Here is a 23,012-nt window from a genome sequence, read left to right on the forward strand (position 1 = left end):
CAGTCTACAAAGGCGAGGGCGGGCAGCCGGCCGCTGTCAGTTTCCGACGCCAGCGAAGGCCAGGGCCTGCCGGATCAAAGCGCCGCGTCCGCCGCTGAATTCCAGCTGGACATCCGAGCTCATCACTTCCTGCGGAGTCATCCAGGTCAGTTCCAGGGCGTCCTGGCGCGGGGAACATTCGCCGGTGACCGGGATGACGTACGCCAGGGCGACGGCGTGCTGGCGGTCGTCCGTGAACCCTGTGTGGGACGGGGACGGGAAGTATTCGGCTACCGTGAACGGCACCGGGCTGATGGGCAGCTGCGGGAACGCCAGCGGGCCCAGGTCCTTCTCCATGTGGCGCAGCAGGGCGGCCCGGATGGTCTCCCGGTACAGTACCCGGCCGGAAACCAGCGAGCGGACCATGGTGCCGTCCTCGTCGGCCTGCAGGAGCGTGCCCACCTCGTTCACGAACCCCAGCGGGTCCAGCCGGACCGGAACGGCCTCGACGTAGACCATGGGCAGGCGGCCGCGTGCCTCAAACAGATCTTCTTCGGAAAGCCAGCCAGGGTTCGGGTCAGGGGTGCGAACGTTCATGGTTAAGTTCTACCCCATCCGTGCCGCTGCGTTGGGCTCATGCTCACCCGGCGGCCGGTGCCGCGGAGATCCAGAGCGGCGGGTGCGCGGCGGTGCCGTCCGCGTCTGGGCTGGCCACGTGGAGTGTGGGGATCAGGGCTTCCTCGAGGACCGCCGCCTCGTGCCCGGTCTCCCCGAGGCGCTGGCGCAGGGCGTCCAGGTCGCCGGTGTATTCGAAGCCCAGGCCGGCGCTGCCGGTGCCGGTTCCTGCTCCGAGCATCAGGATTCCGCCGTTTTTCGCCGTGAACGTCTCCGATTCGGAGGTGTCCAAGTCTATGCCGGCGCTGCCGGCTGTGTCGGCGTTGCCGACGGCGTTGCCCGGGACAGGGCGGGGCCGGGCCCCGATGTCGCGCAGCGTCTGCGCCGCCGCGACCGCGTCCTCGGAGAACCAGACGCCGACGACGGCGATGCCCGGGTCGGCGTCGGCCGACCCGCCCCAGCTTCCGTCGCTGGCGCGTGTTGCCGGGTCAGCCAGGAAGCTGAAGCCGTCGGCGGCGGTGATGCGGCAGGACGGGCCGTGGTCCGCCTCGATGAGTTCCGCGGTGGTGCCGCCGGCCGTGGTGCCCCCGGCCGCCCCGGACTCCTTGGTCCGCCGGGCGAATTCCTTGAGGTCCCCCACTTCGACGCCCAGGGAGGTGGTGCCGTCCTGCGGCAAACCCTGCTCGACGAAGTGCAGCGCGAGGCGGCCGGAACCGGCGTCGAATTCCCGCCACGTGGGCTCGTCAACAGTCTTGACCAGGCCCAGGCCGGTCAACAGCCGCTCCCACTGGTCAAGGCGGGAGGTGAAGTGGATCGGGCGGACTCGCAGCATCGTTGCTCCTCAATTAACGGTGGAAGGGGTCTGAAGAATATCGTCCCACCAAAGCGGCCGCAGGTGACCAGTCGGGAGCACAATGGTGCAATGGCTCGTGAACTTGAGGAACTCCTGGTGACGGACGCCGCCCAGTGGCGCGCCTGGCTGGAGGAACACCACGCGGACAGCCCGGGTGTGTGGCTGGTGCTGCACAAAAAAGGCGGCTCGGTGACGGAGCTGGACTACGAGGCAGCCCTTCAGGAAGCGCTGTGTTTCGGCTGGATCGACGGGCAGGGTCGGCGCCGCGACGGGGACAGTTCCTTCCAGCGGATGACCCGGAGAGGGCCGAAAAGTGTGTGGTCCGCCCGGAACGTGGAGCGGATAGGGCGCCTCGAGGCAGAGGGGAGGATGGCTGCTGCGGGGCGCGCCGCCGTCGACAGTGCCAAGGCGGACGGGCGCTGGGAAGCCGCCTACTCCGGCGCGGCGACGGCGGAAGTGCCGGAGGATCTCGCCGCGGCCATTGCGGCCGTGCCGCGGGCGCAGGCGATGTTCGACGTCCTGACCTCGGTTAACCGGTTCGCCCTGATTTACCGGACCAACGGCGTCAAACAGGCCGCCACCCGGCAGAAGAAGATCGAGGGGTTCGTCGAGATGCTGGCCAGGCATGAGACGCCGTACCCGCAGAAGAGACGCCCGACGGCGACCTGATCCGCCCCGGTCAGCCTGGCGGCCGCGTTCCCTAGAAACGGACGCCCAGAGCCTGGGCAATCACCACGGCCGACGCCGAGGACCAGGCCTGCGGATGGCACGACGCCGGGTACGGCACCGCGTGCCCCGCCTCCCCGGCGGGGATGCCGGCGAAAAGCTCGGGCAGGCGGTGTCCGAACGCCCCGGACGCGGCCAGGAGTCCGTCGGCGATGGTCCGGGCCTCGGCCAGGAACCCCTCAGCCAGGAGCCCACGGACCGCGATCGCCGTGTCGTGGCTCCACACGGACCCGCAGTGGTAGCTGAACGGCCAGAAGCCGGCGGCCCGCCGGGACATCGTGTGCACGCCGTAGCCTGAGAACAGGTCGGGGCCCAGCAGCCGGTCCGCCACGAGCCGGGCCTCGGAAGCATCCAGGATGCCGGTGCCGAGCAGGTGGCCCATGTTGGACCCCGGGATGTCCAGCGGATCGCCATGCCCGTCGAGGGCCATGGCAGGGAAGGGCCCGTGCTCATCCTCGACCCAGAAGCGCGCCCGGAAGTTCTGCTGCAGGGCCTCGGCGAAGTCCCGGAGCGCCTGGCCGCCGGGTTCGCCGTAGGCGTCGAACAGATCCGCGGTGTGCACGGCGGCCTGGTAGGCGTAGCCCTGCACTTCGGAGAGGGCGATGGGTCCGTCCGCCTGCCGGCCGTCGCGGAACTGCATGGCGTCCCCGGAATCCTTCCAGCCCTGGTTGCTGAGGCCGTGGCCGGTGGCGTCCTGGTAGCTGAGGAATCCGCTGTTGGGGCTGCCGGGCGCGCCGCCGGCGGCCAGCAGCCAGTCCGCCGCCCGTGCGGCGTTGGGCAGGAGCGAGCGGACGGCGGCGTCGTCCAGCCCGGACTGGCCGAGTTCCGCCAGAAGGCACAGCCACAGCGGGGTGGAGTCGATGGCGCCGTAGTACACCGGCGGGAGGCGCAGCCCCTGGCTCTCAAGCACCAGCTCCTTGGCGCGGAGTTCGTGCAGGATCTTTCCGGGCTCTTCGGCGGCGGCGGGATCGCTGCGGGTGCCCTGGAAGGCGGCAAGGGTGCGCAGCGTTCCGGCGGCGAGCCCGGCGTCGAGCGGCAGGAGCATCCTTGCGGCCCAGAGCGAGTCGCGCCCGAACAGGGTGAAATACCACGGCGCCCCGGCGGCGAGGAACGGCGCGTCGGGGAGTTTGCGGGTGGCCAGGCGGAGGCCGGCGAGCTCGTCGAGGGAGTTGTCCAGCAGCTGTCCCAGGGCGCCGGACGGTTGGGCGCGGACGCTGCGCGAGGCGGCCGGCGGGGCCGCCACCACGGCGTCGTCGGGGTCGGCGAGCACGGCCTGCCATTCGGCTTCGAACGGGCGCCCGCGCCCTGCAGTGCCGCGCCAGAGGAGCGTTTCGCCGGCGGTGACATTGCCGGGGGCCGCGACGGTCAGCGTGCGCGCGCCGTCGCGCCAGCGCAGTGTGGAATCGTCCGCCGCGAAGGGCTCGGCGGGGTCCCGGAAGCGGCTGAGGCGGATGTTGGCCATATCGGTGAAGTCCGCGGCGAGCCGGACTTCGATGTCCACCTCCAGCGAGTCCAGGGACGTGGCAAGGTGCAGGGAATGCCGCACGACGCCGGGCGTGACCGTCCAGGTCTGGACCAGTTCGACGGCGGGATCCTCCGTGGGCCCCGGGATGCCGCGGACCAGTCCGCGCACGCGCAGCACACCGCCGGTCTCCGCCTCCACCGTGGCGGGTTCCGGCTCCATGCCGTTCACCCGGACCTCCGCCCGGCACAGCATCCGGGTGTCGCCGTGCAGCAGCCCCGTGAACCAGCCCCCTCCTGCGGCAGCAGAGCCGGAGGAAACAGCGGAGCCGGAGGAACCGGTGGAGCCGGCCAGCCGCCCGTCGGCGTCGAGCCACAACTGGGTGGGCGCGGCAACGGAGCAGTGCTGGCGGTGGAGCGCTGGCTGAACAGTCATGCGCCCCACCCTATGCCGGGAGCCGGACCGGCTCAACGAAACCCCGCGGGGCCCGCCGGCCGGATTTCCGGGGCAGGGGCCGGGCCTTAGGCTGGACGGACGAACACGTTTTCAGATGGGGGACCGGAAATGAACCGATGGGCTTTGGGCGCTGCGGCAGCCGTGGCCGCTTGCTCCCTGGCAGCGTGTACTGCCTCGGATGTTCCGCCGCCGCCGGCAGACGGGGGAACGTACGAGTCGATTGAGGATTTAAGGCAGGCGGTGGAAAACGCCGGGCTGCGATGCCCGGAGCTGGTCCTGGACACGCCGCCCGCCAAGTTCGCCGCCTCCTCGGGAAGCTGCGGTGAGTTCTTGTTCCTTGCCGCGTACAGCAGCGACAAGTATTTGCAGTCGCAGCTCGATTTTGTGGGGACGGCCGGGCAGAAGGCGATGAACGTGGGCAAGAACTGGACCGTCGTCAGTGAAGACCCGGAACGCCTCCAGAAACACCTGGGCGGCACGGTCCTGCACACAGGGCCGTAGCTCCCTCTAACGTAGCTCCCACCCGAACGGCAGTTCCCCCAGGGCCGCGGCTACGCCGGCGGCAGGTCGTCCATGGGGAAGGCCACGGCCTCGCCCACTACGCGCAGGCACAGTTCGGTACCGGGGCGGGCAATGGAGGCGTTCCAGTGCCGGATGGTGATGATCTCGCCGCCGCCCGGGTAGCGGTGGTCGGCTGCGGCACCGGCCGCGAGGACGGGCGGGACCGCGAGTTTGAGCCGCACTGTGGTCTCCGGCCCGAAATAATCGGTGTCCACCACGGTTCCGCGGATGGGGCCGTCCTCGGCGATCCGGATCTGCTCCGGGCGCAGCATGAGCTGGACGCGGCCCTGGGCCGGGGGCCGGCGCACGGGGATGCCGCCCAGGGAGCAGGTGGCCAGGGAACCTTCCATCCAGGCGTCGAGGATGACGGCGTCGCCCAGGAACTCGGCGGTGGCACGGTCCGCGGGCCGCGTGTAGACGATGAACGGGTTGCCGATCTGGGCCAGCCGTCCGCCGCGCATCACCGCCACCTGGTCTGCGAAGGACAGCGCCTCACCCTGGTCGTGGGTGACCAGGATGGTGGTGACGCCGGCGTCGTGGAGGACCTTCCCCACGGCGCGGCGCGTGGCCACCCGCAGCCCGGCGTCGAGGGCGGAGAACGGTTCGTCCAGCAGCATGAGTTCCGGTTCCCGGGCCAGCGCCCGGGCCAGGGCCACCCGCTGCTGCTGCCCGCCGGAGAGCTGGTGCGGTCGGCGCTTGGCCATGGCGGGGTCCAGCGAGACCATCTCCAGCAGCTCACCCACCCGCACCTTTACACCGCGGTGCCCCCCGGGAAGCTTGGTGGAGTCGAGGCCGAAGGAGATGTTCTGGCCGACGCTCAGGTGCGGGAAGAGCGCCCCGTCCTGCGCCACGTAACCCACGTGCCGTTTGTGCGCGGGAACCCAGACGCCGTCGCCGGCCACCTTGGCGCCGTTGAGCGAGATGCTGCCGGTGTCCGGGTGCTCAAACCCGGCGATGAGCCGCAGCAGCGTGGTCTTACCGGAGCCGGAGGGGCCCACAATCGCCGTCGTCCCGCCTTTGGCGACCGCGAGGTTGACGCCCTGGAGGACGGCCTGGGAGCCGAAGTTTTTGGTGACGGACTCAATTTCCAGGTGGCTGTTGGTGCTGGGGGCCACGGACGCGGCGATCCGCGGTTCCGGAAGCCGCGAAGGGCTGTACTGGGTCACTGTCCCGCTGCTTTCTTGGACTGTTGGAAGAGGAGATAGGTCATCGGCGCCGAGATCAGGATCATCAGCAGGGCGTAGGGCGCGGCGCCGGCGTAGTCGATCTCGCTGCTCTTGCTCCAGAATTCGGTGGCGAGCGTCCGGGTGCCGTTGGGGGAGAGCAGCAGGGTGGCCGTGAGTTCATTCACGATCGCGAGGAACACCAGGGCGGCGCCACCGGCGGCTGCCGGGGCGGTGAGCCGCAGCGTGACCCGGAGGAAGGCCAGCAGCGGAGGCTTGCCGAGCGCCTGTGCGGCCTCGTCAAGTTCCTTCGGTGCCTGGGCCAGGCCGGAGCGGATGTTGACCAGTGCACGCGGCAGGAACAGCAGCACGTACGCCGCGACCAGCAGTGCTGAGGTCTGGTAGAGGTCCGGCGCGGCCTTGATGCTGACGGTCACGAAGGCCAGGCCCACCACAATCCCGGGGAGGGCGCTGGTGATGTAGTTGGAAAGCTCAAGGGCCTTGCTGAACCAGCTGGGGTGCCGCACGGCCAGGTACGCCATGGGGAACGCGACGACGGTGGTGGCCAGCGCGCCGGCAAGGCCATACGTCAGGGTCTGCAGCAGGGCGGGAAGGAATTCGTCCGCGGCCCAGATCTCCGGTCCGCCGGCGATGATCCAGCGCAGCACAAAGGTCAGCGGCAGGCCGAAGGCCAGTGCGGTGAGCGCGGTCAGGAACAGCTGGGCCGGGAGCTGGTAGACGTGCAGGGGCAGGCGGAGGGCGCCGGCCTGGGCCCCGGAACCGATCCTCGCGTACCGGGCGCTGCCGCGGCTGCGGACCTCCACCAACAGCAGGATCAGGCAGAAGAAGACCAGGACGCTGGCCAGCATGTTCCCGGCGGTCCCGTTGAACGTGGACTGGTACTGCACCATGATGGCGGTGGTGAAGGTGTCGAAGCGGATCATTGCGAACGCGCCGTATTCGGCCAGCAGGTGCAGGGAGACCAGCAGCGCGCCGCCGGTCATGGCAATGCGCAGCTGCGGCAGCACCACCCGGAAGAAGGTGCGCCAGGCGCCCAGGCCCAGGGCCGCTGCGGACTGTTCGATGGCCGGGTCCAGCCGGCTGAGCGCGGCGGCGGCCGGGATGTAGACCAGCGGGAAGTAGGACAGCGTGGCAATCAGCACGCCGGACCACAGCCCCTCAAGGGACGGCACCGCGGAGACCCAGGCGTAGCTGTTGACGAACGCCGGGATGGCCAGCGGCGCCGCGAGCAGCACGGCCCACACCTTCCGCCCGCGGAGTGTGGTCCGCTCCACCAGCCATGCCCCGCCCACGCCGAGGGCCAGGCAGAGCGGCACGGTGACCGCCATCAGCAGCACGGTGTTGAGCAGCAGCTCGCCGACCCGCTCGCGGAAGATCAGGGCCGTGGCGGTTTCCCATCCCGTGGCGGCCGTCATCACAATGACGTACCCCAGCGGGATCAGCGAAAACAGGGCAATGAGTACGGCAATGACGGAGATTGCGGAAACGCCGAAAGGCGGGCGGGGGCGTTTGCCCCGGCCCGCCGTCGTCGTGTCCCCGGGGGTTCCGGGTGCCGCCAGCGTGGTGGTCACGTGGTTACAGCAGTCCTGCCTTGGTCATCAGCTCGGTGACCTTCTCGGAGTTGAGCTTGGCCGGGTCCACCGTGGGAGCCTGCAGCTCCGCCAGCGGGACCAGCTTCTCGTTGGCCGGGACGTCGGACGCAATGGCGTACTCGAAGGACGTGCCCTTCTGCAGGACTTCCTGGCCCTTCTTGCCGGTGATGAACTTGACGAAGGCCTGGGCTGCCGCCGCGTTCTTCGAGGACTGCAGCACGCCGCCGCCGGAGACGGACACAAACGCGCCCGGGTCCTGGTTCTTGAAGTAGTACGGGGTGACGTTCTTGGAGTTTTCGCCGGTCTTGGCCTGGTCGCCGTAGTAGTAGTAGTGGTAGATCAGGGCGGCATCGACCTCGCCGGCGTTGACGGCCTTCATGGCCGTGCTGTTGCCCTTGTAGGCCTTGTAGTTCTCCTTCATGCCCTGCAGCCATTCCTCCGTGGCGGCTTCGCCCTTGAGCTCGAGCAGCGCGGAGACGATGGCCTGGAAGTCGGCGCCGGACGGCGATGCCGCCCACTTGCCCTGCCATTCCGGCTTCGCCAGGTCCAGCATGGACGTGGGCAGTTGGTCCTCGGCGAGCTTGGCCTTGTCGTAGACCAGCACGGTGGAGCGGGCCGCGATGCCGGTCCACTTGTTGGTGGAGGGGCGGAATTCGGCCGGCACCTGGTCGATGGTGGCCTGGTCGACGTCGGCAAAGAGTCCGGCGTTTTCCACCTGCGCCATGGCCGGGGAGTTTTCCGTGAGGAAGACGTCGGCCGGGGAGGCTTTGCCTTCCTGGATGATCTGGTTGGACATCTCCGTGTCGGAGCCCTGGCGCATGGTGACCTTGACGCCGGTTTCCGCGGTGAACGCGTCCACCCATTCCTTCGTCAGGGATTCGTGCTGGGCGTTGTAGACGGTGATCTCGCCGGAGATTCCGGAGTCAGCGGCGGCGCTGCTGTTGGGGGACGTCGAGGCGCCGGAGCCGCAGGCGGTCAGGCCGAGCGCGGCGGTGGCGGCAAGTGCAATACCTGCCAGCGCGTTGGTGCGGATCTTCATGGGGCTGCTTTCTCAAGGAAGGTCTTAGGGTCCCTAGCCCCCTGTGAGCGGGGGGAAGTTAGGGCGTGCTCACTACAAAAAACTGTAGGTTAGCCAAACCTAAGCAACCAAGCTGAAGCGGCCTTAAGTGATCAGGATCACATGAATTACGAAACTATTGCGTGACTTAATTCCCGACGGGTGGTGATGCGGCCGGAAGGCCGGCCGCCCCGGCAATCGACGCGGCAGCCTCCAGCACCATCCAAGCCTGCAGCTGGGTGGAAAGCTCGACGGCGGCGCCCTCCGGGTAGCTGTGCTGCGCCGGCACTTCGGGCCGGACCGAGAACAGGATCCGGCCGCCCTTGCGCGCCAGCGGCTCCCCGGGCGACAGGGTCCGGCGGCCCTGCCAGAACGCTTCGGCGGTGTCGGTCACCAGCGCCGCGGCCGTGCTGCGGGTATCTGCCTCAAGCCGCGGGTCGACGGCGGCCAGGGCCAGGTACCGGGCCAGGATGCCGGTGAACAGCCCGCCGTCGCCGGTGCCCTCGCAGCGGAGCACCATGGCGGGGTGCCCCTGCGGCGTGGCCGGGAGGGTGAGGTTCCGGGCGACGGCGGCCACCAGCGCGGACGCGCGGCCCAGGTTGGCGTCGCCGCCGAGCTCCAGCAGTGCGCCCAGGACCGGGCCCTGGTTGTAGGTGTAAATGGCGCTCTCCAGCACCACGTCTCCGCCCGGAGCGATCCGCAGCCCATCCTGATACAGGCCCTGGTCCGCGTCGAAGAGCCGTGTCCCCAGCCAGTCCAGCAGGGCCTGCGCTTTGGCCTGCTTGCCGGTGCGGGCGTAGTAGAGCGCCACGGGGGCCGTGGCGGGGGTGTTCTTGAAATCCCGTTTCTTGCTCCAGAACGTGCCGCCGCCGAGGTCGTCCGTGGAAGCGAAATCGAACTGCAGCGTCAGGCTCTGGAGGGCTTTGGCGTTCCGGCGGCGTCCGGCCGCCTTCCGGCTGTCCTCGGCCAGTTTCTCCAGCCGCAGTGTGGACAGTGCCAGCCACGCCATGTCGTCGTAGTAGTTGTTGACGAACGTCAGGAAGTTGCGCAGCCGGATCCCGGTCACCAGGCGGGAGGCCAGCCTGCCGGCGCTGGGCCGGCTGCCGCCGTCGAACCGGGTCCCGGGCCGGCCCCGGCCGCCGAGTTCCCGGCGGCCGGTGTCCACGAGGCAGTCCACGTAGTGCGCCTGCCACCAGTAGTGCCAGGGCCGGGCCAGGTTCCTGAGCCCTCCCGACGGGCGGGTGATGGCAGCGATGTGCGTTCCCGGCAGGAACAGGAGCCGCTGCCCGAACATCCTGGTCACCGAACGGGCCGCCTCGTCGGCCCGGAAAGGCCAGTCGGGGGCGGTGGACTTCTGTGCTGCGGTCATCGGTCCAGCCTACTGGCGGCGGTGCGGCGGGAGCAGGAAGGCCGCGGCGCCGCGGCTGAACGTGCGGAATGCCCGCATTCCAGTTAACCTGAACTAACTAAAGGTTCTGCAGATCCGTGCGAACGGCACGGCCCGCGGTCCCAGGTTCCACATCAAGGAGGATGTATGGACATCAAAGGTACGGTTGCGCTGATTACAGGCGGGGCCTCGGGACTGGGCGCCGCGACGGCCCGGCGGCTGTTCGACGCCGGCGCCTCGGTGGTTCTGGTGGACCTGCCGGGCTCCGCGGGCGACGCCTTCGCTGCCGAACTGAATGCCCGGGAAACCGCGGCGGCGCCTGGGGGCGGCGGCCGCATGGAAGCGGCGAACCAGGCGGTCTTCGTCCCCGCCGACGTCACCAGCGAAGACCAGGTGCAGGCGGCCGTGGATGCCGCCGTCGCCCTTGGCCCGTTGCGGATTGTGGTCAACTGCGCCGGCATCGCCACCCCCGGGAAGGTCCTGGGCCGCGATGGCGTGCTGCCGCTGGAGACCTTCAGCCGGGTGATCCAGATCAACCTCGTGGGGACCTTTAACGTGATCCGCCTCGCCGCGGCCGCGATGGCGGCCACGGAGCCGGCCGTGACCGAGCTCGGCGGCCCGGAGCGCGGCGTCATCATCAACACCGCCTCGGTGGCCGCGTTCGACGGCCAGATCGGCCAGCCCGCCTACTCGGCCTCCAAGGGCGCGGTGCACGCCATGACGCTGCCGATCGCCCGGGAACTGGCGCGCTCGCTCATCCGGGTGGTCACCATTGCGCCGGGCATCTTCGAGACCCCGATGATGGCCGGACTGCCCCAGGAGGCCCAGGATTCCCTGGGCCAGCAGGTGCCGCACCCGTCCCGGCTGGGCCGCCCCGCCGAGTACGCCAACCTTGCCGCCCACATCGTCGACAACGCCATGCTCAACGGCGAGACCATCCGCCTCGACGGCGCCATCCGGATGGGACCGAAGTGATGAGCGCCGACGTGATGCGCGCCGGGGCTGCCCGCACGGCCGCCGGTGCAGTCTCTGTCTCTCTCGAGGGTCTGCCCACCGCCGATTTCTTCGACTTCGAGGCGATGCTCAACGCCGCGGAACAGGCCAAGCTCGCCGACCTGCGGGAGTTTCTGGCCCGCGAGGTGGCTCCCTTCGCCGGCGAGTGGTGGAACAAGGCGGAGTTCCCCGCCCACATCCTGCCCAAGCTGGCGGCCCTGGAACTCAGCGCGCCGGCCCAGCGCGGCTACAGCCACTTGTTCGCCGGGCTGGTCATTGCCGAGATCACCCGGGTGGATACCTCGCTGGCAACGTTTTTCCTGGTCCACCACGACCTCTTTGTCGAGTCCCTCTACGGCTTCGGTTCCGAGGAGCAGAAGGCGCGCCTGCTGGATGACGCCGCGAACCTGCGGACCACCGGCGCCTTCGCCCTCACCGAGCCGGACCACGGCTCCGACGTGGCGGGCGGGATGGAGACCACCGCCCGCCGCGTTTCCGGCGGGGCGCCCGACGGCGGCGACACGTGGGTGCTCAACGGCGCCAAGCGCTGGATCGGCAACGGGACATTCTGCGACTACATGCTGGTCTGGGCGCGGGACGAGGCCGACGGCGGCATCCGCGGCTTCATCGTGGACGCGACCCTGAAGGGCGTGACCCGGAGCCGGATCGAGAACAAGATCGCGCTGCGCACGGTGCAAAACGCGGACATCGTTTTCAAGGACGTGGTGGTGGCGGAGGCGGACCGCTTCGCCGGGATCAGCAGCTTCGAGGACACCAATGAACTGCTGCGCGGCTCCCGGATCATGGTCGCCTGGCAGGGCGTGGGGCAGCAGCTGGCCGCATTCGACGTCGCCCGGCAGTACGCCGTCGAACGCCAGCAGTTCGGACGGCCGCTGGCGAAGTTCCAGCTGGTCCAGCAGCAGCTGGTGACCATGCTGGGCAACGCCGTCGCAAGCATGGGCATGATGGTCCGCATCGCCCAGCTGCAGGAGCAGGGCGCCGCGGACATGCCCCAGGTGGCACTCGCGAAGTCCTACGTCAGTGCCCGCATGCGGGAAACCGTGGCCATGGGCCGGTCCCTGCTCGGCGGCAACGGCATTGTCACCGACTACAGGATGGCCAAGATTTTCGCCGACGCCGAGGCCATTTACACCTATGAGGGATCGTTCGAGATCAATACCCTCATTGTGGGCCGGGCCGTCACCGGGGTGTCCGCGATCGTCTAGAGCAGGCCAGGTTCTTTCTCGCCGGCCTCGATCCGGTAGTCCAGGCTGTTGTTCTTCACCGGCATGGGGCAGGTGCCGTACGGGGTGAAGGCGCTGGGGTAGTTGATGGCCCGGTTGAAGTCCAGGATCACGGTGTTGTCCGGGCGGGGCCGGGCCGTGGAGACCTTCCGCCACTCATCGGTACTTTCACCGTTGGTCTCGTCGTGGAACGTGACCGTCAGCGCGCCCAGTTTCTCCTCCTCGGCCTGCAGGCGGAACTCGTGGTCCTTGCCGGGGAGCCGGAACACCAGTTCGCCGACGGACCGGTGCACCCCGTCCACCAGCGGGTTGGCGGTTCCGATCGGGACATCCACCGGCTCCGGATAGGGGTGGAACCGGGCCTCGACCACCAGGTCCGGCCGGTAGCCGAAGGTGGGGACGCCGTCGAACTCAGTGAGCACGGGCGACGTCGAATCCCGGGTGCGCACCGCGTACCGGCCGCCGCGCATGGCGAGTTCCACCTGCACCTGCCGGCTGTCCTCTCCGCCGTACTGGACCCAGAACAGGGACTCCTCGTCGGAGAGCGCCGCGGTGATGGTGCCGTCCACGGGGCTGCCGGTCTCCACGAGCGTGATCCCGTCGGCCGCCGCGGCGGTGAGGAACGCCGTGGTGCCGTCCGTGGACCAGAGCCCGGGGGCGAGGTCGACGGCGGCCGGCTTGTCCTCCAGCCACTGGAAGGACGTCAGGGTCAGCCAGCCGTACTCGCTGGCCAGGGCCGTGTTGCGGCTGGTCCGGAAGCGCTGCCAGCGGGCGAGCTCTGCGTCGGTGCCGGGGTTGGTGGTGGTCACGGGTTCCTCCTGCTGCGGGTCAGTTGGGGTTGGGTGTGCCGAGGCTGGCTGCCACCAGGCGGGCCGCCGTGGCCTTGGCCGCGGTGGCCGCGGACGGGTCGGCGTCGAGCACCCCGCTGGCCAGGCCGCCGTCGAGGACCAGGGTCAGGCTGCGGGCCAGCTGGTCCGGATCCGGGGCCCCTGCCTCCTCGGCCAGGCCCCGGATCCAGGCGCGGACCTGCTCCTTGTGCGCCACTGTCCGTTCGTGCACCCGGGTGCCGGAGGCGGACTCGGCGGCGGCGTTGATGAAGGCACAACCGCGGTAGCCGTCGCGGCGGCAGGCGGTGGCCAGGGCGTCGAACAGCCCCACGAGCTGGTCCGCCGGGTCCGGTCCGGCGGCGTCCGCGGCGGCATGGAGCTGCCCGGTCCACACGCCGTCGACCTTTTCCAGGTACGCCAGGATCAGGTCGTCCTTGGCCGGGAAGTACTTGTAGAACGTGGCCTTCGCGACGCCGGACTCGGCGATGATCGTGTCAATGCCGGCGGCCCGGAGCCCCTGGGCGTAGAAGAGCCGGAAGGCGGTGGCCAGGATCCTGTCCCGGGCCTGCCCGGCCGGGGTGCGGGGTGCCTGCTTTCCCGGAGCTGCTGGCGGCGTCATGGATCCATGCTACCTCCGGGGTGGACAGACCAGTCTGTGCGTCATTGTCGTAGACAGATCTGTCTGGTAGCCTCCAGGGAGGGCAGACGGACTTGTCTACCCCGGCCAGCGGCCCCCCCACAACCATCCGGAAACCGAGGACACCATGAAGATTGCCGTACTGGGAACCGGGACCGTCGGCCCCGCGATTGCAGGGGCGCTGTCCAACCTGGGGCACCACGTCGTCATCGGCACGCGCGACCCGGAAGCGACGCTGGGCCGGACCGAACCCGGCGCAACGGGCGGCCCGCCCTTCGCCGAATGGCACGCGGCCCACAGCCGGGTCGGCGTCGCCACGTACGCGGAAGCCGCCGCCGGCGCCGACCTCGTGGTCAACGCAACCAACGGCGCCGGCTCCCTTGCCGCGCTGGCTGCGGCAGGGGCGGAAAACCTGGCCGGCAAGGTGCTGATCGACGTCGCGAACCCGCTGGACTTCTCCCGGGGCTTCCCGCCGTCGCTGGACCCGGTCAACACGGACAGCCTGGGCGAGCAGATCCAGCGGACCTTCCCCGACGCGCGCGTGGTCAAGACCCTCAACACGATGACGGCGAGTGTGATGGTGGATCCGCTGAGCGTGGCCGGGGGAGACCACTCGGTCTTTGTCTCCGGAAACGATGCGGGCGCCAAGGAGGTCGTGAGCGGGCTGCTCAGGGACCTCGGCCACCGCGACATCATCGACCTGGGCGACATCACCACCGCCCGCGGCGCCGAAATGGTCCTCCCGATCTGGCTGCGGGTCTGGGGCGCGCTGGGAACCGGAGCGTTCAACTTCAAGGTGGCCCGGTGACCCCGTCACCCAACTGACTCGCAGCAGGGGCCGTTTGGGCGTCCGGAACGGCCCCTGCGGCGAGTCACCTTGAAGCCCGTGCCAGGGGGCGCGGCGTGGCCGGGGCGTGTCTGGTCCAGCGGCCGCGGCGCGCGTACGGTGAGTGCATGGCTCTTGAAGTCCTCGGGACCGTTTTCGCCTGTCTGGCGGTGATCGTCGGGTTCACACTGGCGGGGATGTCCACGCTGCGGCGGGGCGGGAACGCGAAAGGCGCCACCGGGACCCTGGGCAGTGTGCTGGGCATGATGGATCCGGCCACCGGTGCCCCCACCCGCCAGGAAGCGGCCGCCGCCCGGGAAGAGCTCAAACAGCAGCGGCACGAATCAAGTCAGTCTGGCACCGGCCCGAACCATGGCGATCCCTACAGTGGCCGGATCACGTTGCCCGCAAGGACGGCCGCGGAGCATCAAGCCGAGGGCCCCGACACTATCTGAGACGGATTCCCGGCACGCGTCGGCTGCAGGTAGCATCTTTGAGGAAGAAAGTAACCCGGCTCACAGTATCCAGCGCAGTGTACGAGCCAAGTCCTCTCGAGAGATTGATTCCATGGCTGACACTGCAATGCATTCCGACACCGATCTTGCCGCCGAGCTCCGGGCCGACGTCCGCCGGGTGTCCACCCTCCTCGGCGAATCCCTGGTCCGCCAGCACGGCCCGGAACTCCTGGACCTCGTGGAGCAGGTGCGCCTGCTGACCAAGGAGTCCAAGGAAGCTGCCCGCGGCGGCGCCGATGCCACCGGGCCGTGGAGCTCGTACGACGTCGTCGCCCAGGTCCGCGAACTGCTGGGCTCCCTGCCCCTGGACCAGGCCACCGACCTGGTCCGCGCCTTCGCGTTCTACTTCCACCTGGCCAACGCCGCCGAGCAGGTGCACCGGGTCCGCGGGCTGCGCACCCGGCAGGAGAAGGACGGCTGGCTCGCCAAGGCTGTCGCCGACGTCGCCGGCCAAGCCGGGCCCGCGGTCCTGCAGGACGTGGTGAACGAACTCGATGTCCGGCCCATCTTCACCGCGCACCCCACCGAGGCCTCCCGCCGCTCCGTGCTGGACAAGGTGCGCCGGCTCTCCGACATCCTTGCGGTGGCCACCGCGGAGGGAACATCCGCGCGGCGCCGGCAGGACCGCCAGCTTGCCGAGGTGATCGACCAGATGTGGCAGACGGACGAACTCCGCCAGGTCCGGCCCACCCCCGTAGACGAGGCCCGGAACGCGATCTACTACCTCACCGGCATCCTGGGCGACGCCATGCCGGAGATGCTCTCGGACCTCTCCGAACTGCTCGCCGAACACGGCGTCAGCCTCCCCGCGGAGAAGGCGCCCATCCGCTTCGGGTCCTGGATCGGCGGTGACCGGGACGGCAACCCCAACGTCACCGCAGCCGTCACCCGCGAGATTCTGCAGATCCAGAACCAGCACGCCGTCCGGATCAGCATCGGACTCATTGACGGGCTGATCTCCATCCTGTCCAACTCGACGGCGCTCGCCGGCGCGGACCAGGAGCTCCTGGACTCGATCGACGTCGACCTGACGAACCTCCCCGGGCTGGACCGCCGCGTCCTCGAACTGAACGCCCAGGAGCCCTACCGGCTCAAGCTCACCTGCATCAAGGCCAAGCTGCTGAACACCGCCCGGCGCGTCGCAGCCGGGTCCGCGCACGAGCCGGGCCGCGATTACACCGCCACCGCCGAGCTCACCGCCGAGCTGGGGCTGCTGGAACGCTCGCTCCGCAACCACCACGCCGCGCTCGCAGCCGACGGCGCCCTGGCCCGGGTCCGCCGCGCCATCGCCTCCTTCGGCCTGCACCTGGCCACCCTCGACATCCGCGAGCACGCTGACCACCACCACGACGCCGTCGGGCAGCTGATGGACCGCCTCGGCGGGCCCGGCGTCCGGTACGCGGAGCTCAGCCGGTCCGAGCGGTTCGAGGTGCTGGGCTCCGAGCTGGCCTCGCGCCGCCCGCTGTCCGGCCACCCGATCAAGCTCGACGGCGTCGCCGACGGCACCTACGACGTCTTCCGCGAGATCCGGCGTGCCCTGCGCACCTACGGCCCGGACGTGATCGAGACCTACATCATCTCGATGACGCGCGGCGCGGACGACGTCTTGGCCGCGGCGGTGCTGGCCCGCGAAGCCGGGCTGGTCAGCCTCTTCGGCGAGGCGCCCTACGCCCGGATCGGCTTCGCGCCGCTCCTGGAGACGGTGGAGGAGCTGCGGGCCTCGGCCGAGATCGTGGACCAGCTGCTGTCCGACCCGTCGTACCGCGAGCTGGTCCGGCTCCGCGGCGACGTGCAGGAAATCATGCTCGGCTACTCGGACTCCAACAAGGAATCCGGGGTGATGACCAGCCAGTGGGAGATCCACAAGACCCAGCGCAAGCTCCGGGATGTCGCAGCGAAGCACGGCGTCCGGGTGCGCCTCTTCCACGGCCGCGGCGGCTCCGTGGGCCGCGGCGGCGGCCCCACCTACGACGCCATCATGGCCCAGCCGAACGGTGTGCTGGAAGGCGAGATCAAGTTCACCGAACAGGGCGAGGTCATCTCGGACAAGTACTCGCTGCCCGAACTCGCCCGGGAGAACCTGGAGCTCTCGCTCGCGGCCGTCCTGCAGGGCTCGGCGCTGCACCGCACCCCGCGCACCTCCGAGGACCAGCGCGAACGCTACGGCCACGTCATGGAGACCATTTCCGACGCCGCGTTCGACCGGTACCGGACGCTGATCGACGATCCGGACCTGCCCGCGTACTTCATGTCGTCCACCCCGGTGGAACAGCTGGGGTCCCTCAACATCGGCTCCCGGCCGTCCAAGCGGCCCGATTCCGGCGCGGGACTTGAAGGCCTGCGGGCCATTCCGTGGGTGTTCGGCTGGACGCAGTCGCGGCAGATCGTGCCGGGCTGGTTCGGCGTCGGCTCCGGGCTCAAGGCCGCCCGCGAGGCCGGGCACTCGGCCCAGCTGGTGGAGATGATGGACGGCTGGCACTTCTTCCGGTCCGTGCTGTCCAACGTGGAAATGACGCTGGCGAAAACGGACATGGACATCGCCGGCTACTACGTCTCCACGCTGGTGCCGGAGGAGCTGCACCACTTGTTCCGCGCCATCCGGGCCGAATACGAGCTGACTGTCACGGAGATCCAGAACCTCACCGGCGAGGACCTGCTCCTCGATGCCCAGCCCACCCTGAAGCGCTCGCTGGAGATCCGGGACCAGTACCTCGACCCCATCAGCTACCTGCAGGTGGAACTGCTGCGCCGGGTGCGGTCCGAGGGTGCAGGGGAGAGCATGTCCAACGGCGAGATCGACGACCGCCTGCAGCGCGCCATGCTGATCACGGTGAACGGTGTGGCGGCCGGCCTGCGCAACACCGGCTGACTCCCGGGACGCTCCCTCAGGTGTGGCGGGTGTTTTCGGGACGCTTCCTCAGGAAGTGCGGGAGGATCTGCGGCAATCCGGCCGGATCTGCGGGAGGGTCGAGGGGCGGCTAGGGTTGAAGTCATGCCGTCCTTCCAGACCAGACTGAAGATCACCGGCCTGAAGCCGGGAAATCCGCCCGAGGCCGTGATGGCTGCGGCCGTCGAAGCGCTGGAGACCAGGCACCACGTCGAGGCGAACCAGCTCGAGCTGGCCGGCGGCGTGCCGCAGCTGCACCTGCGCTTCCTCGTGGAGCCGACGTCCTACAGCGGTGAGAACAGCCAAGCGCTGGAGTCGGCAGCGATGATGCGCGACGCCGTCGAACGCGTTGCCGTGACCGGGAACCTGATGGTGCTCCGCCGCAACAGGGGCCGCTGGGCGCCCGTGTAGGTTGCTGCCGGCGGGCTCAGAAGTCCAGTTCGTCGTCGGGGCCGTCCACCACCGGGGAGCTGTTGCCGCGCCTCCGCGTGACCACGACGCCCACTCCGACGCCGACCAGGACCCCGACGCCGACTCCGATCAGCGAGCTCGCCCAGAACGGCAGGCCCGTGGCCGCGCCTGTGGCGTAGCCGAGGCCGACGGACCAGGCCGCCCACAGGAGGCCGCCGAGGGCCGCGCAGAGGCTGAAGCCGCGGGTGGACACATTGGCGATGCCGGCGGCGGCGGTGGTGGCCAGCCGGCCGCCGGGGATGAACCGGATGCCGATGATGGCCCCGTACGTGGTGGACCGGCCCGCCTTTCCGATGGCCGTGTGCACGGACTGATGGAAGATCCGGCCCCACCGCCAGCGGTCCAGGACATGGCTCAGCCGGCGTTTGAAGAGCTGGAACACCAGCATGTCGCCCAGCCAGGACGCGCCCGCGGCAAGGAGCACCACCAAGAACGCGTTGGCGCGCCCGTCGGCGGCCAGTGCGCCGCCGGTGATGACCACCATCTCGGACGGGACCGGCGGGAAGATGGCGTCGCCCATGACAATCGGGACGATCCAGAAGTAGATCGCGTCCCGCCAGCCGTCTGCGCTGCCGAAGTCCATGGGCACAAAATACCGCACTTGCCTTCGGTCGCACGTACGGGCCGGTGCGGGACTGCGGCGTGCGGGCGGCCGCTGCTCGGGCTAGCGCGCTTCGCTGAGCTCCAGGCCGCTGCGGTACTCGACCGGTTTTCCGGAGATGGGGTCCACGAACCGGATGCCGCGGGCCAGGAGCTGAAGCGGTTTCGTGTAGTCGTCCGGGGCCTTGTCCAGCAGCTCCGGGTAGAAGGCGTCGTTGACGATCCCCAGGCCCAGGGACGCCATATGCACGCGCAGCTGGTGGGTCTTCCCCGAGTGCGGCTCGAGCCGGTACAGCGCTCGCCGCTGGCCGCCGCCGTCGGGCGTGCTGCCGGGCGCCGTGCCGGGTGCGGGAGCGCCGGGGCCGGCAAAGGTGCGCAGCCGCTCGATGCGGGTTTCCGCGTTGGGCTCGCCGTCCACCACTTCGGCCAGCAGGTAGCTGCGGGACTTGGTCATCCGGTTCCGGACCACCACGGGAAAATCGACGGCGGGGTGCCCGGGCGCGGGCTCGGCCGCGGACACGCACTCGTACTCCTTTTGGACCTGGCGCTTTTCGAAGAGCACCTGGTAGCGGCCCCGGGTCTCTGGGTTGGTGGAGAGCAGCAGGATCCCGGCGGTCATCCGGTCCAGCCGGTGCATGGGGATCAGGTCCGGCAGGCCCAGCTGGTTCCGGAGCCGCACCAGGGCGGACTCCTGGATGTAGGTGCCGCCGGGGGTGGTGGGCAGGAAGTGCGGCTTGTCCACCACAAGGAGGTGCTCGTCCTGGTGCAGAATGCCGAGCTCCACCGGGATGCGGGTTTCCGGGGGAAGGGTGCGGTAGTACCAGATGAAGGTGTGGTCTTCGAGCCTGGTGCGCCGGTCCAGGGGGATGCCGCCCTCGCCCACGATCTCGCCTGCGTCGAAACGCTCCTCGATGCCCTGCGGGTCGATGTGGCCCCACCGGTGCATCATGTAGTCCATCGCGGTTTCCCACGGGCCCTCGTCCGGCAGGCGCAGGCGGGTGGCGTTGACGCCGTCGCGCACGGGCAGGGGGGATTGCATCACCGGTCCATTCTACGGCGGCGGGGACGGACGCCGCCCCGCGGGGGTCACCACCGACGATAAAAAAGTTCTTGACAAATAAAACTGTCGGTGGGCAGACTGGGGGCATGTTGGACATCGAAGTGATCGAGGACCCGGCCGCGGCGGAGGTGTCGCTGGACCCCATCCGGACCCGCATCCTCATGGAACTCGCGGAGCCCGGCTCGGCCACGCAGCTCGCGGCCAGGGTGGGCCTGCCGCGGCAGAAGGTGAATTACCACCTCAAGGCCCTGGAACGGCACGGGCTGGTGGAGTTGGTGGAGGAGCGCAGGAAAGGCAACGTCACGGAACGCATCCTGCGGGCCAGTGCCGCCTCTTACCTGATTTCGCCGGCCGCGCTGGCGTCGGTGGCGCCGGATCCGCACCGCTTCTCGGACCGCTTCTCGGCCTTCTGGCTGCTGGCCCTTGCCAGCCGCATGGTCCAGGAGACGGGCCGGCTGATCGCCGGTGCCGCCGCGGCCAAACAGCCGCTCGCCACCTTCGCCATCGACGGCGAGGTCACCTTCCGGACGGCCGCGGACCGGGCCGCCTTCGCGGAGGAACTCGGCGTCGCAGTCACCCGGCTCGTGGACAAGTACCACGACGGCGGACCGGCCGCCCCGGCTCCCGGCGGCGGGCGCAGGCACCGCCTCGTCGTAGCTCTTCACCCCTCGCTCAAAACACCCACAAACCCATCAGCTAAGGAGCAGGACAATGACTGACAAACGGAACTTCGAAATCGCCATGGACACGGAACTGCCCGGAACGCCGGAGCGGGTCTGGGAGGCCGTCACCGCCGGCACCCCGGCGTGGATGTTCCCCACCGATGAGTGGCCGGCCGTCCGGACGGTGGACGAATATCCCACCCACCTGGTGTCGCGGATGGAAGGCCCCGATGGCTGGTTCAACCAGCTGGAACACGTCCTGGAACCGCTCGACGGCGGCCGGGCCCGGCTCCACTACGTCCACAGCGGCATCTTCGCCGACGACTGGGACGGGCAGTACGACGGCGCCAGCAAGCACACGGTGTTCTATCTGCACACCCTGGGCCAGTACCTGAAGTATTTCGACGGCAAGCCCGTGGTCTTCACGGACATCCAGGCGCCGGCCGCCTCGCAGACGCCGGACGGCTTCGACCGGCTCAAGGCGGCGATGGGTGTGGACGGTGCGATCCAGGGGGAGCGCGTGGACTTGGAGCTCGACGGCGTCGGGCGGTTGTCAGGTGAGGTGGACTTCGCCAACAGCAACTTCCTGGGCCTGCGCACCGCGGATACGCTGTACCGTTTCTTCGGCCGCAATGCGTTCGGCGCTCCCGTGGGCATGACGGTCCACGACTTCAGCGGCAGCGGAAACTCCGAAACCACGGCGAAGGCCTGGGGCGGGTTCCTCGAGAACGTCTACGCCTAGCACGTGTTCCCGCGCCCGGCAGGTGCCGCGGCGCGGGGACGCCCAGCGATGCGGCACCTGCCGGGCGACATCGGAAAGTACCAGCGACGCGGGAGTACCGCGGCGTGGGGATTTATGCGCAGCGCAGAGACGGCAGCGCGTCGCCGGGACGCGGGGATGCGGCACGGTGCGCGGTTCAGGCGATCGCGGCGGCCGGCGGGGCTGTGCGGGTGCGCCGCAGTTGCGGGGACGCGGCCAGCCTGTCCTGGGCCGAACGCAGGGCCAGCACGGCGGATTCGAGCTGGTCCAGGGGCAGGGTGAACGGCACCCGGAGGTACTGCTCGAAGGCCCCGCCCGTGCCGAAGCGGGGGCCCGCTGCGAGCCGGATTCCGACGTCGGGAGCCACAACCGCGAGGGCGGTGCTGATCGGTGCCGGGAGGCGGCACCAGACGGACAGGCCGCCGTCGGGCCGTTCCGTTTCCCAGTCCGGCAGGTGCCCGCGCAGCAGATCCAGCAGCCCGTCCCGGTTGTCCCGCAAGGTGGCCAGCCGGGCCGGAAGCGGCTCCGCGAGGGCGCTGACCAGGTGGGCCGCGGCGAGCTGTTCCACCACCGGGCCGCCGAGGTCCAACGTGGTGCGGGCGGCGGCGAAGCGCTGGATGAGGGATTCCCCGGCGCGGATCCAGCCGGTGCGCAGCCCCGCCCAGTGCGACTTGCTCAGAGAGCCGAGCGACACCACCGCCGGGCTGAACGCCGCAACAGGAGTGGACTCCATGCCGTCCAGGTTCAGCTCCCGCAGGGTCTCGTCCACCACGAGGACTGTGCCTGCTGCGGCCGCCGCGCGTACCAGCCGGCGCCGCTGGGCATCGGGCATCAGCCGCCCGGTGGGGTTGTGGAAGTCCGGGACCACGTAGGCCATCGCCGGGCGCTGCTGCAGCAGCGCCGACTCGAAGGCCGCCAGGTCCCAGCCCGGGCGTGCCCCGGGATTGGCTCCGGACGGGGCGGCGGCAGGCATGGGCACCGGCACCGGGCGGCAGCCCGCCGCCCGGATGGCATCGATCGCATTGGGATAGCTGGGATGCTCCACCAGCACCTTGTCAGCCCGGCCGGCCAGGGCGCGGAGCACGATGTTCAGGGCATGCTGCGCGCCGGACGTCACCAGGATCTGCTGCGGAGTGGTGGGCACACCGGCCGCCGAATAGTGCCTCGCGATGGCGTCCCTCAGGGGGAGGACGCCCAGAGCGTCGTAGCCGAAGCCCGGCAGCAGCGCCGGAAGCTCGGTCAGTGCGGCGGCGAACGCCCGGTGCACCACCTCGCCGCTAGCCGGGAGCGAGGCGTAGGCCAGGTCGAGGATGCCGTCCGGAACCAACAGCCCGGGAGCTCCGCTCAGGGCCGCGCCCTGGCCGTCACCCGGCACGCCGGCCTGCGGGATGCACGTCCGGCCGCGGCTGCCCTGCCCGCTGCTCAGGAAGCCCTGTTCGCGGAGCAGGGAGTAGGCGGCGGTGACGGTGGTCCGGCTGATGCCAAGCGTCGCGGCCAGGGAACGTTCGCTGGGCAGCGCCACCCCCAGCGGCACACGGCCGTCGAGGACCAGGAGGCGGACGACGTCGGCCAGCTCCCGGTACGCGGGCGCCGCGCCCGCGTTCCATTCGCCCAGCAGGCGGGCCAGGGAGCTGGGATTGAGAGATCCGGACATAAGG

The 23,012-nt window shown here is 69.8% G+C and carries 22 protein-coding genes; 10 read left to right on the forward strand and 12 right to left on the reverse strand.

The features are described 5' to 3' along the window. Positions 1-36 precede the first annotated feature (36 nt). A complete protein-coding gene (locus ACTWQD_RS03565; RefSeq protein ID WP_443194803.1) occupies positions 37-576 on the reverse strand; it encodes an NUDIX hydrolase family protein in 540 nt (179 codons plus the stop codon). 43 nt (positions 577-619) lie between these two features. After that, a complete protein-coding gene (locus tag ACTWQD_RS03570) occupies positions 620-1,426 on the reverse strand; it encodes a VOC family protein (protein ID WP_443194804.1) in 807 nt (268 codons plus the stop codon). Positions 1,427-1,516: 90 nt separating this feature from the next. Between ACTWQD_RS03570 and ACTWQD_RS03575 the strand changes: the two genes are divergently transcribed. Next, positions 1,517-2,116, forward strand: a complete 600-nt coding sequence (locus ACTWQD_RS03575) for a YdeI/OmpD-associated family protein (protein ID WP_443194805.1) — start codon at positions 1,517-1,519, stop codon at positions 2,114-2,116. A 31-nt stretch (positions 2,117-2,147) separates the two neighbouring features. On the opposite strand, the gene ACTWQD_RS03580 is transcribed toward ACTWQD_RS03575, so the two are convergent. Next, positions 2,148-4,070 (reverse strand): glycogen debranching N-terminal domain-containing protein, encoded by a 1,923-nt coding sequence (locus tag ACTWQD_RS03580; RefSeq protein ID WP_443194806.1) that lies wholly within the window; start codon positions 4,068-4,070, stop codon positions 2,148-2,150. A gap of 261 nt (positions 4,071-4,331) precedes the next feature. Between ACTWQD_RS03580 and ACTWQD_RS03585 the strand changes: the two genes are divergently transcribed. Next, positions 4,332-4,592 (forward strand): hypothetical protein, encoded by a 261-nt coding sequence (locus tag ACTWQD_RS03585; RefSeq protein ID WP_443194807.1) that lies wholly within the window; start codon positions 4,332-4,334, stop codon positions 4,590-4,592. A gap of 50 nt (positions 4,593-4,642) precedes the next feature. On the opposite strand, the gene ACTWQD_RS03590 is transcribed toward ACTWQD_RS03585, so the two are convergent. From ACTWQD_RS03590 to ACTWQD_RS03605, 4 genes are all read right to left on the reverse strand, one after another. Next, the gene (locus ACTWQD_RS03590) at positions 4,643-5,818 is read right to left on the reverse strand and encodes an ABC transporter ATP-binding protein (protein ID WP_443194808.1); all 1,176 of its coding nucleotides are present in this window, start codon (positions 5,816-5,818) and stop codon (positions 4,643-4,645) included. Beyond that, positions 5,815-7,407: an ABC transporter permease gene (locus ACTWQD_RS03595; protein ID WP_443194809.1), complete on the reverse strand. Its 1,593-nt coding sequence runs from the start codon at positions 7,405-7,407 to the stop codon at positions 5,815-5,817. The genes ACTWQD_RS03590 and ACTWQD_RS03595 overlap by 4 nt, the downstream gene beginning before the upstream one ends. 4 nt (positions 7,408-7,411) lie before the next feature. After that, entirely contained in the window at positions 7,412-8,467 is a 1,056-nt protein-coding gene (locus ACTWQD_RS03600) for an iron ABC transporter substrate-binding protein (protein WP_443194810.1), read from the reverse strand. Between the two features lie 166 nt (positions 8,468-8,633). After that, positions 8,634-9,854, reverse strand: a complete 1,221-nt coding sequence (locus ACTWQD_RS03605; protein WP_443194811.1) for a glycoside hydrolase family 76 protein — start codon at positions 9,852-9,854, stop codon at positions 8,634-8,636. A gap of 165 nt (positions 9,855-10,019) precedes the next feature. Here ACTWQD_RS03605 and ACTWQD_RS03610 point away from each other — a divergent pair, with 165 nt between their 5' ends. Both ACTWQD_RS03610 and ACTWQD_RS03615 read left to right on the forward strand, forming a co-directional pair. After that, positions 10,020-10,847 (forward strand): SDR family NAD(P)-dependent oxidoreductase, encoded by an 828-nt coding sequence (locus ACTWQD_RS03610; protein WP_443194812.1) that lies wholly within the window; start codon positions 10,020-10,022, stop codon positions 10,845-10,847. 14 nt (positions 10,848-10,861) lie between these two features. After that, entirely contained in the window at positions 10,862-12,091 is a 1,230-nt protein-coding gene (locus ACTWQD_RS03615) for an acyl-CoA dehydrogenase family protein (protein WP_443194917.1), read from the forward strand. Here ACTWQD_RS03615 and ACTWQD_RS03620 read toward each other — a convergent pair. Then, positions 12,088-12,918, reverse strand: a complete 831-nt coding sequence (locus ACTWQD_RS03620; protein ID WP_443194813.1) for a DUF1684 domain-containing protein — start codon at positions 12,916-12,918, stop codon at positions 12,088-12,090. The genes ACTWQD_RS03615 and ACTWQD_RS03620 overlap by 4 nt on opposite strands. Before the next feature lie 19 nt (positions 12,919-12,937). Beyond that, entirely contained in the window at positions 12,938-13,555 is a 618-nt protein-coding gene (locus tag ACTWQD_RS03625; protein WP_443194814.1) for a TetR/AcrR family transcriptional regulator, read from the reverse strand. A gap of 145 nt (positions 13,556-13,700) precedes the next feature. On the opposite strand from ACTWQD_RS03625, the gene ACTWQD_RS03630 reads away from it, so the two are divergent. From ACTWQD_RS03630 to ACTWQD_RS03645, 4 genes are all read left to right on the forward strand, one after another. Continuing rightward, positions 13,701-14,381: an NADPH-dependent F420 reductase gene (locus ACTWQD_RS03630; RefSeq protein ID WP_443194815.1), complete on the forward strand. Its 681-nt coding sequence runs from the start codon at positions 13,701-13,703 to the stop codon at positions 14,379-14,381. Between the two features lie 146 nt (positions 14,382-14,527). Continuing rightward, positions 14,528-14,854 carry a hypothetical protein gene (locus tag ACTWQD_RS03635; protein ID WP_443194816.1) on the forward strand — a complete coding sequence of 109 codons (327 nt, stop codon included), beginning with the start codon at positions 14,528-14,530 and terminating at the stop codon, positions 14,852-14,854. A 112-nt stretch (positions 14,855-14,966) separates the two neighbouring features. Next, the gene (gene ppc / locus ACTWQD_RS03640) at positions 14,967-17,783 is read left to right on the forward strand and encodes a phosphoenolpyruvate carboxylase (protein WP_443194817.1); all 2,817 of its coding nucleotides are present in this window, start codon (positions 14,967-14,969) and stop codon (positions 17,781-17,783) included. A gap of 123 nt (positions 17,784-17,906) precedes the next feature. Further along, positions 17,907-18,212: a hypothetical protein gene (locus ACTWQD_RS03645; RefSeq protein WP_066433335.1), complete on the forward strand. Its 306-nt coding sequence runs from the start codon at positions 17,907-17,909 to the stop codon at positions 18,210-18,212. 16 nt (positions 18,213-18,228) lie between these two features. Here the strand turns inward: ACTWQD_RS03645 and ACTWQD_RS03650 are convergent, their stop codons facing one another. Both ACTWQD_RS03650 and ACTWQD_RS03655 read right to left on the reverse strand, forming a co-directional pair. Continuing rightward, positions 18,229-18,855 (reverse strand): DedA family protein, encoded by a 627-nt coding sequence (locus ACTWQD_RS03650; RefSeq protein WP_443194818.1) that lies wholly within the window; start codon positions 18,853-18,855, stop codon positions 18,229-18,231. A gap of 81 nt (positions 18,856-18,936) precedes the next feature. Beyond that, entirely contained in the window at positions 18,937-19,911 is a 975-nt protein-coding gene (locus tag ACTWQD_RS03655; RefSeq protein ID WP_443194918.1) for an RluA family pseudouridine synthase, read from the reverse strand. A gap of 107 nt (positions 19,912-20,018) precedes the next feature. On the opposite strand from ACTWQD_RS03655, the gene ACTWQD_RS03660 reads away from it, so the two are divergent. Both ACTWQD_RS03660 and ACTWQD_RS03665 read left to right on the forward strand, forming a co-directional pair. After that, positions 20,019-20,651 (forward strand): helix-turn-helix domain-containing protein, encoded by a 633-nt coding sequence (locus ACTWQD_RS03660; RefSeq protein ID WP_443194819.1) that lies wholly within the window; start codon positions 20,019-20,021, stop codon positions 20,649-20,651. After that, positions 20,644-21,336, forward strand: coding sequence for an SRPBCC family protein (locus ACTWQD_RS03665; protein WP_443194820.1), 693 nt, complete (start codon positions 20,644-20,646; stop codon positions 21,334-21,336). Before ACTWQD_RS03660 ends, ACTWQD_RS03665 begins: the two co-directional genes overlap by 8 nt. Positions 21,337-21,511: 175 nt before the next feature. Here the strand turns inward: ACTWQD_RS03665 and yczR are convergent, their stop codons facing one another. Then, entirely contained in the window at positions 21,512-23,008 is a 1,497-nt protein-coding gene (gene yczR, locus ACTWQD_RS03670; RefSeq protein WP_443194821.1) for a MocR-like transcription factor YczR, read from the reverse strand. Positions 23,009-23,012 lie beyond the last annotated feature (4 nt).

This window comes from Pseudarthrobacter sp. 1C304, from assembly GCF_052245515.1.
Taxonomy (GTDB): Bacteria; Actinomycetota; Actinomycetes; order Actinomycetales; family Micrococcaceae; genus Arthrobacter.

Coding starts and splice junctions, on each gene's coding strand:
- ACTWQD_RS03570 (WP_443194804.1), bottom strand. CDS start 1,426: ATGCTGCGAGTCCGCCCGATCCACTTCACCTCCCGCCTTGACCAGTGG.
- ACTWQD_RS03615 (WP_443194917.1), top strand. CDS start 10,862: ATGCGCGCCGGGGCTGCCCGCACGGCCGCCGGTGCAGTCTCTGTCTCT.
- ACTWQD_RS03610 (WP_443194812.1), top strand. CDS start 10,020: ATGGACATCAAAGGTACGGTTGCGCTGATTACAGGCGGGGCCTCGGGA.
- ACTWQD_RS03665 (WP_443194820.1), top strand. CDS start 20,644: ATGACTGACAAACGGAACTTCGAAATCGCCATGGACACGGAACTGCCC.
- ACTWQD_RS03650 (WP_443194818.1), bottom strand. CDS start 18,855: ATGGACTTCGGCAGCGCAGACGGCTGGCGGGACGCGATCTACTTCTGG.
- ACTWQD_RS03645 (WP_066433335.1), top strand. CDS start 17,907: ATGCCGTCCTTCCAGACCAGACTGAAGATCACCGGCCTGAAGCCGGGA.
- ACTWQD_RS03625 (WP_443194814.1), bottom strand. CDS start 13,555: ATGACGCCGCCAGCAGCTCCGGGAAAGCAGGCACCCCGCACCCCGGCC.
- ACTWQD_RS03575 (WP_443194805.1), top strand. CDS start 1,517: ATGGCTCGTGAACTTGAGGAACTCCTGGTGACGGACGCCGCCCAGTGG.
- ppc (WP_443194817.1), top strand. CDS start 14,967: ATGGCTGACACTGCAATGCATTCCGACACCGATCTTGCCGCCGAGCTC.
- ACTWQD_RS03605 (WP_443194811.1), bottom strand. CDS start 9,854: ATGACCGCAGCACAGAAGTCCACCGCCCCCGACTGGCCTTTCCGGGCC.
- ACTWQD_RS03655 (WP_443194918.1), bottom strand. CDS start 19,911: ATGCAATCCCCCCTGCCCGTGCGCGACGGCGTCAACGCCACCCGCCTG.
- ACTWQD_RS03660 (WP_443194819.1), top strand. CDS start 20,019: ATGTTGGACATCGAAGTGATCGAGGACCCGGCCGCGGCGGAGGTGTCG.
- ACTWQD_RS03580 (WP_443194806.1), bottom strand. CDS start 4,070: ATGACTGTTCAGCCAGCGCTCCACCGCCAGCACTGCTCCGTTGCCGCG.
- yczR (WP_443194821.1), bottom strand. CDS start 23,008: ATGTCCGGATCTCTCAATCCCAGCTCCCTGGCCCGCCTGCTGGGCGAA.
- ACTWQD_RS03630 (WP_443194815.1), top strand. CDS start 13,701: ATGAAGATTGCCGTACTGGGAACCGGGACCGTCGGCCCCGCGATTGCA.
- ACTWQD_RS03635 (WP_443194816.1), top strand. CDS start 14,528: ATGGCTCTTGAAGTCCTCGGGACCGTTTTCGCCTGTCTGGCGGTGATC.
- ACTWQD_RS03600 (WP_443194810.1), bottom strand. CDS start 8,467: ATGAAGATCCGCACCAACGCGCTGGCAGGTATTGCACTTGCCGCCACC.
- ACTWQD_RS03565 (WP_443194803.1), bottom strand. CDS start 576: ATGAACGTTCGCACCCCTGACCCGAACCCTGGCTGGCTTTCCGAAGAA.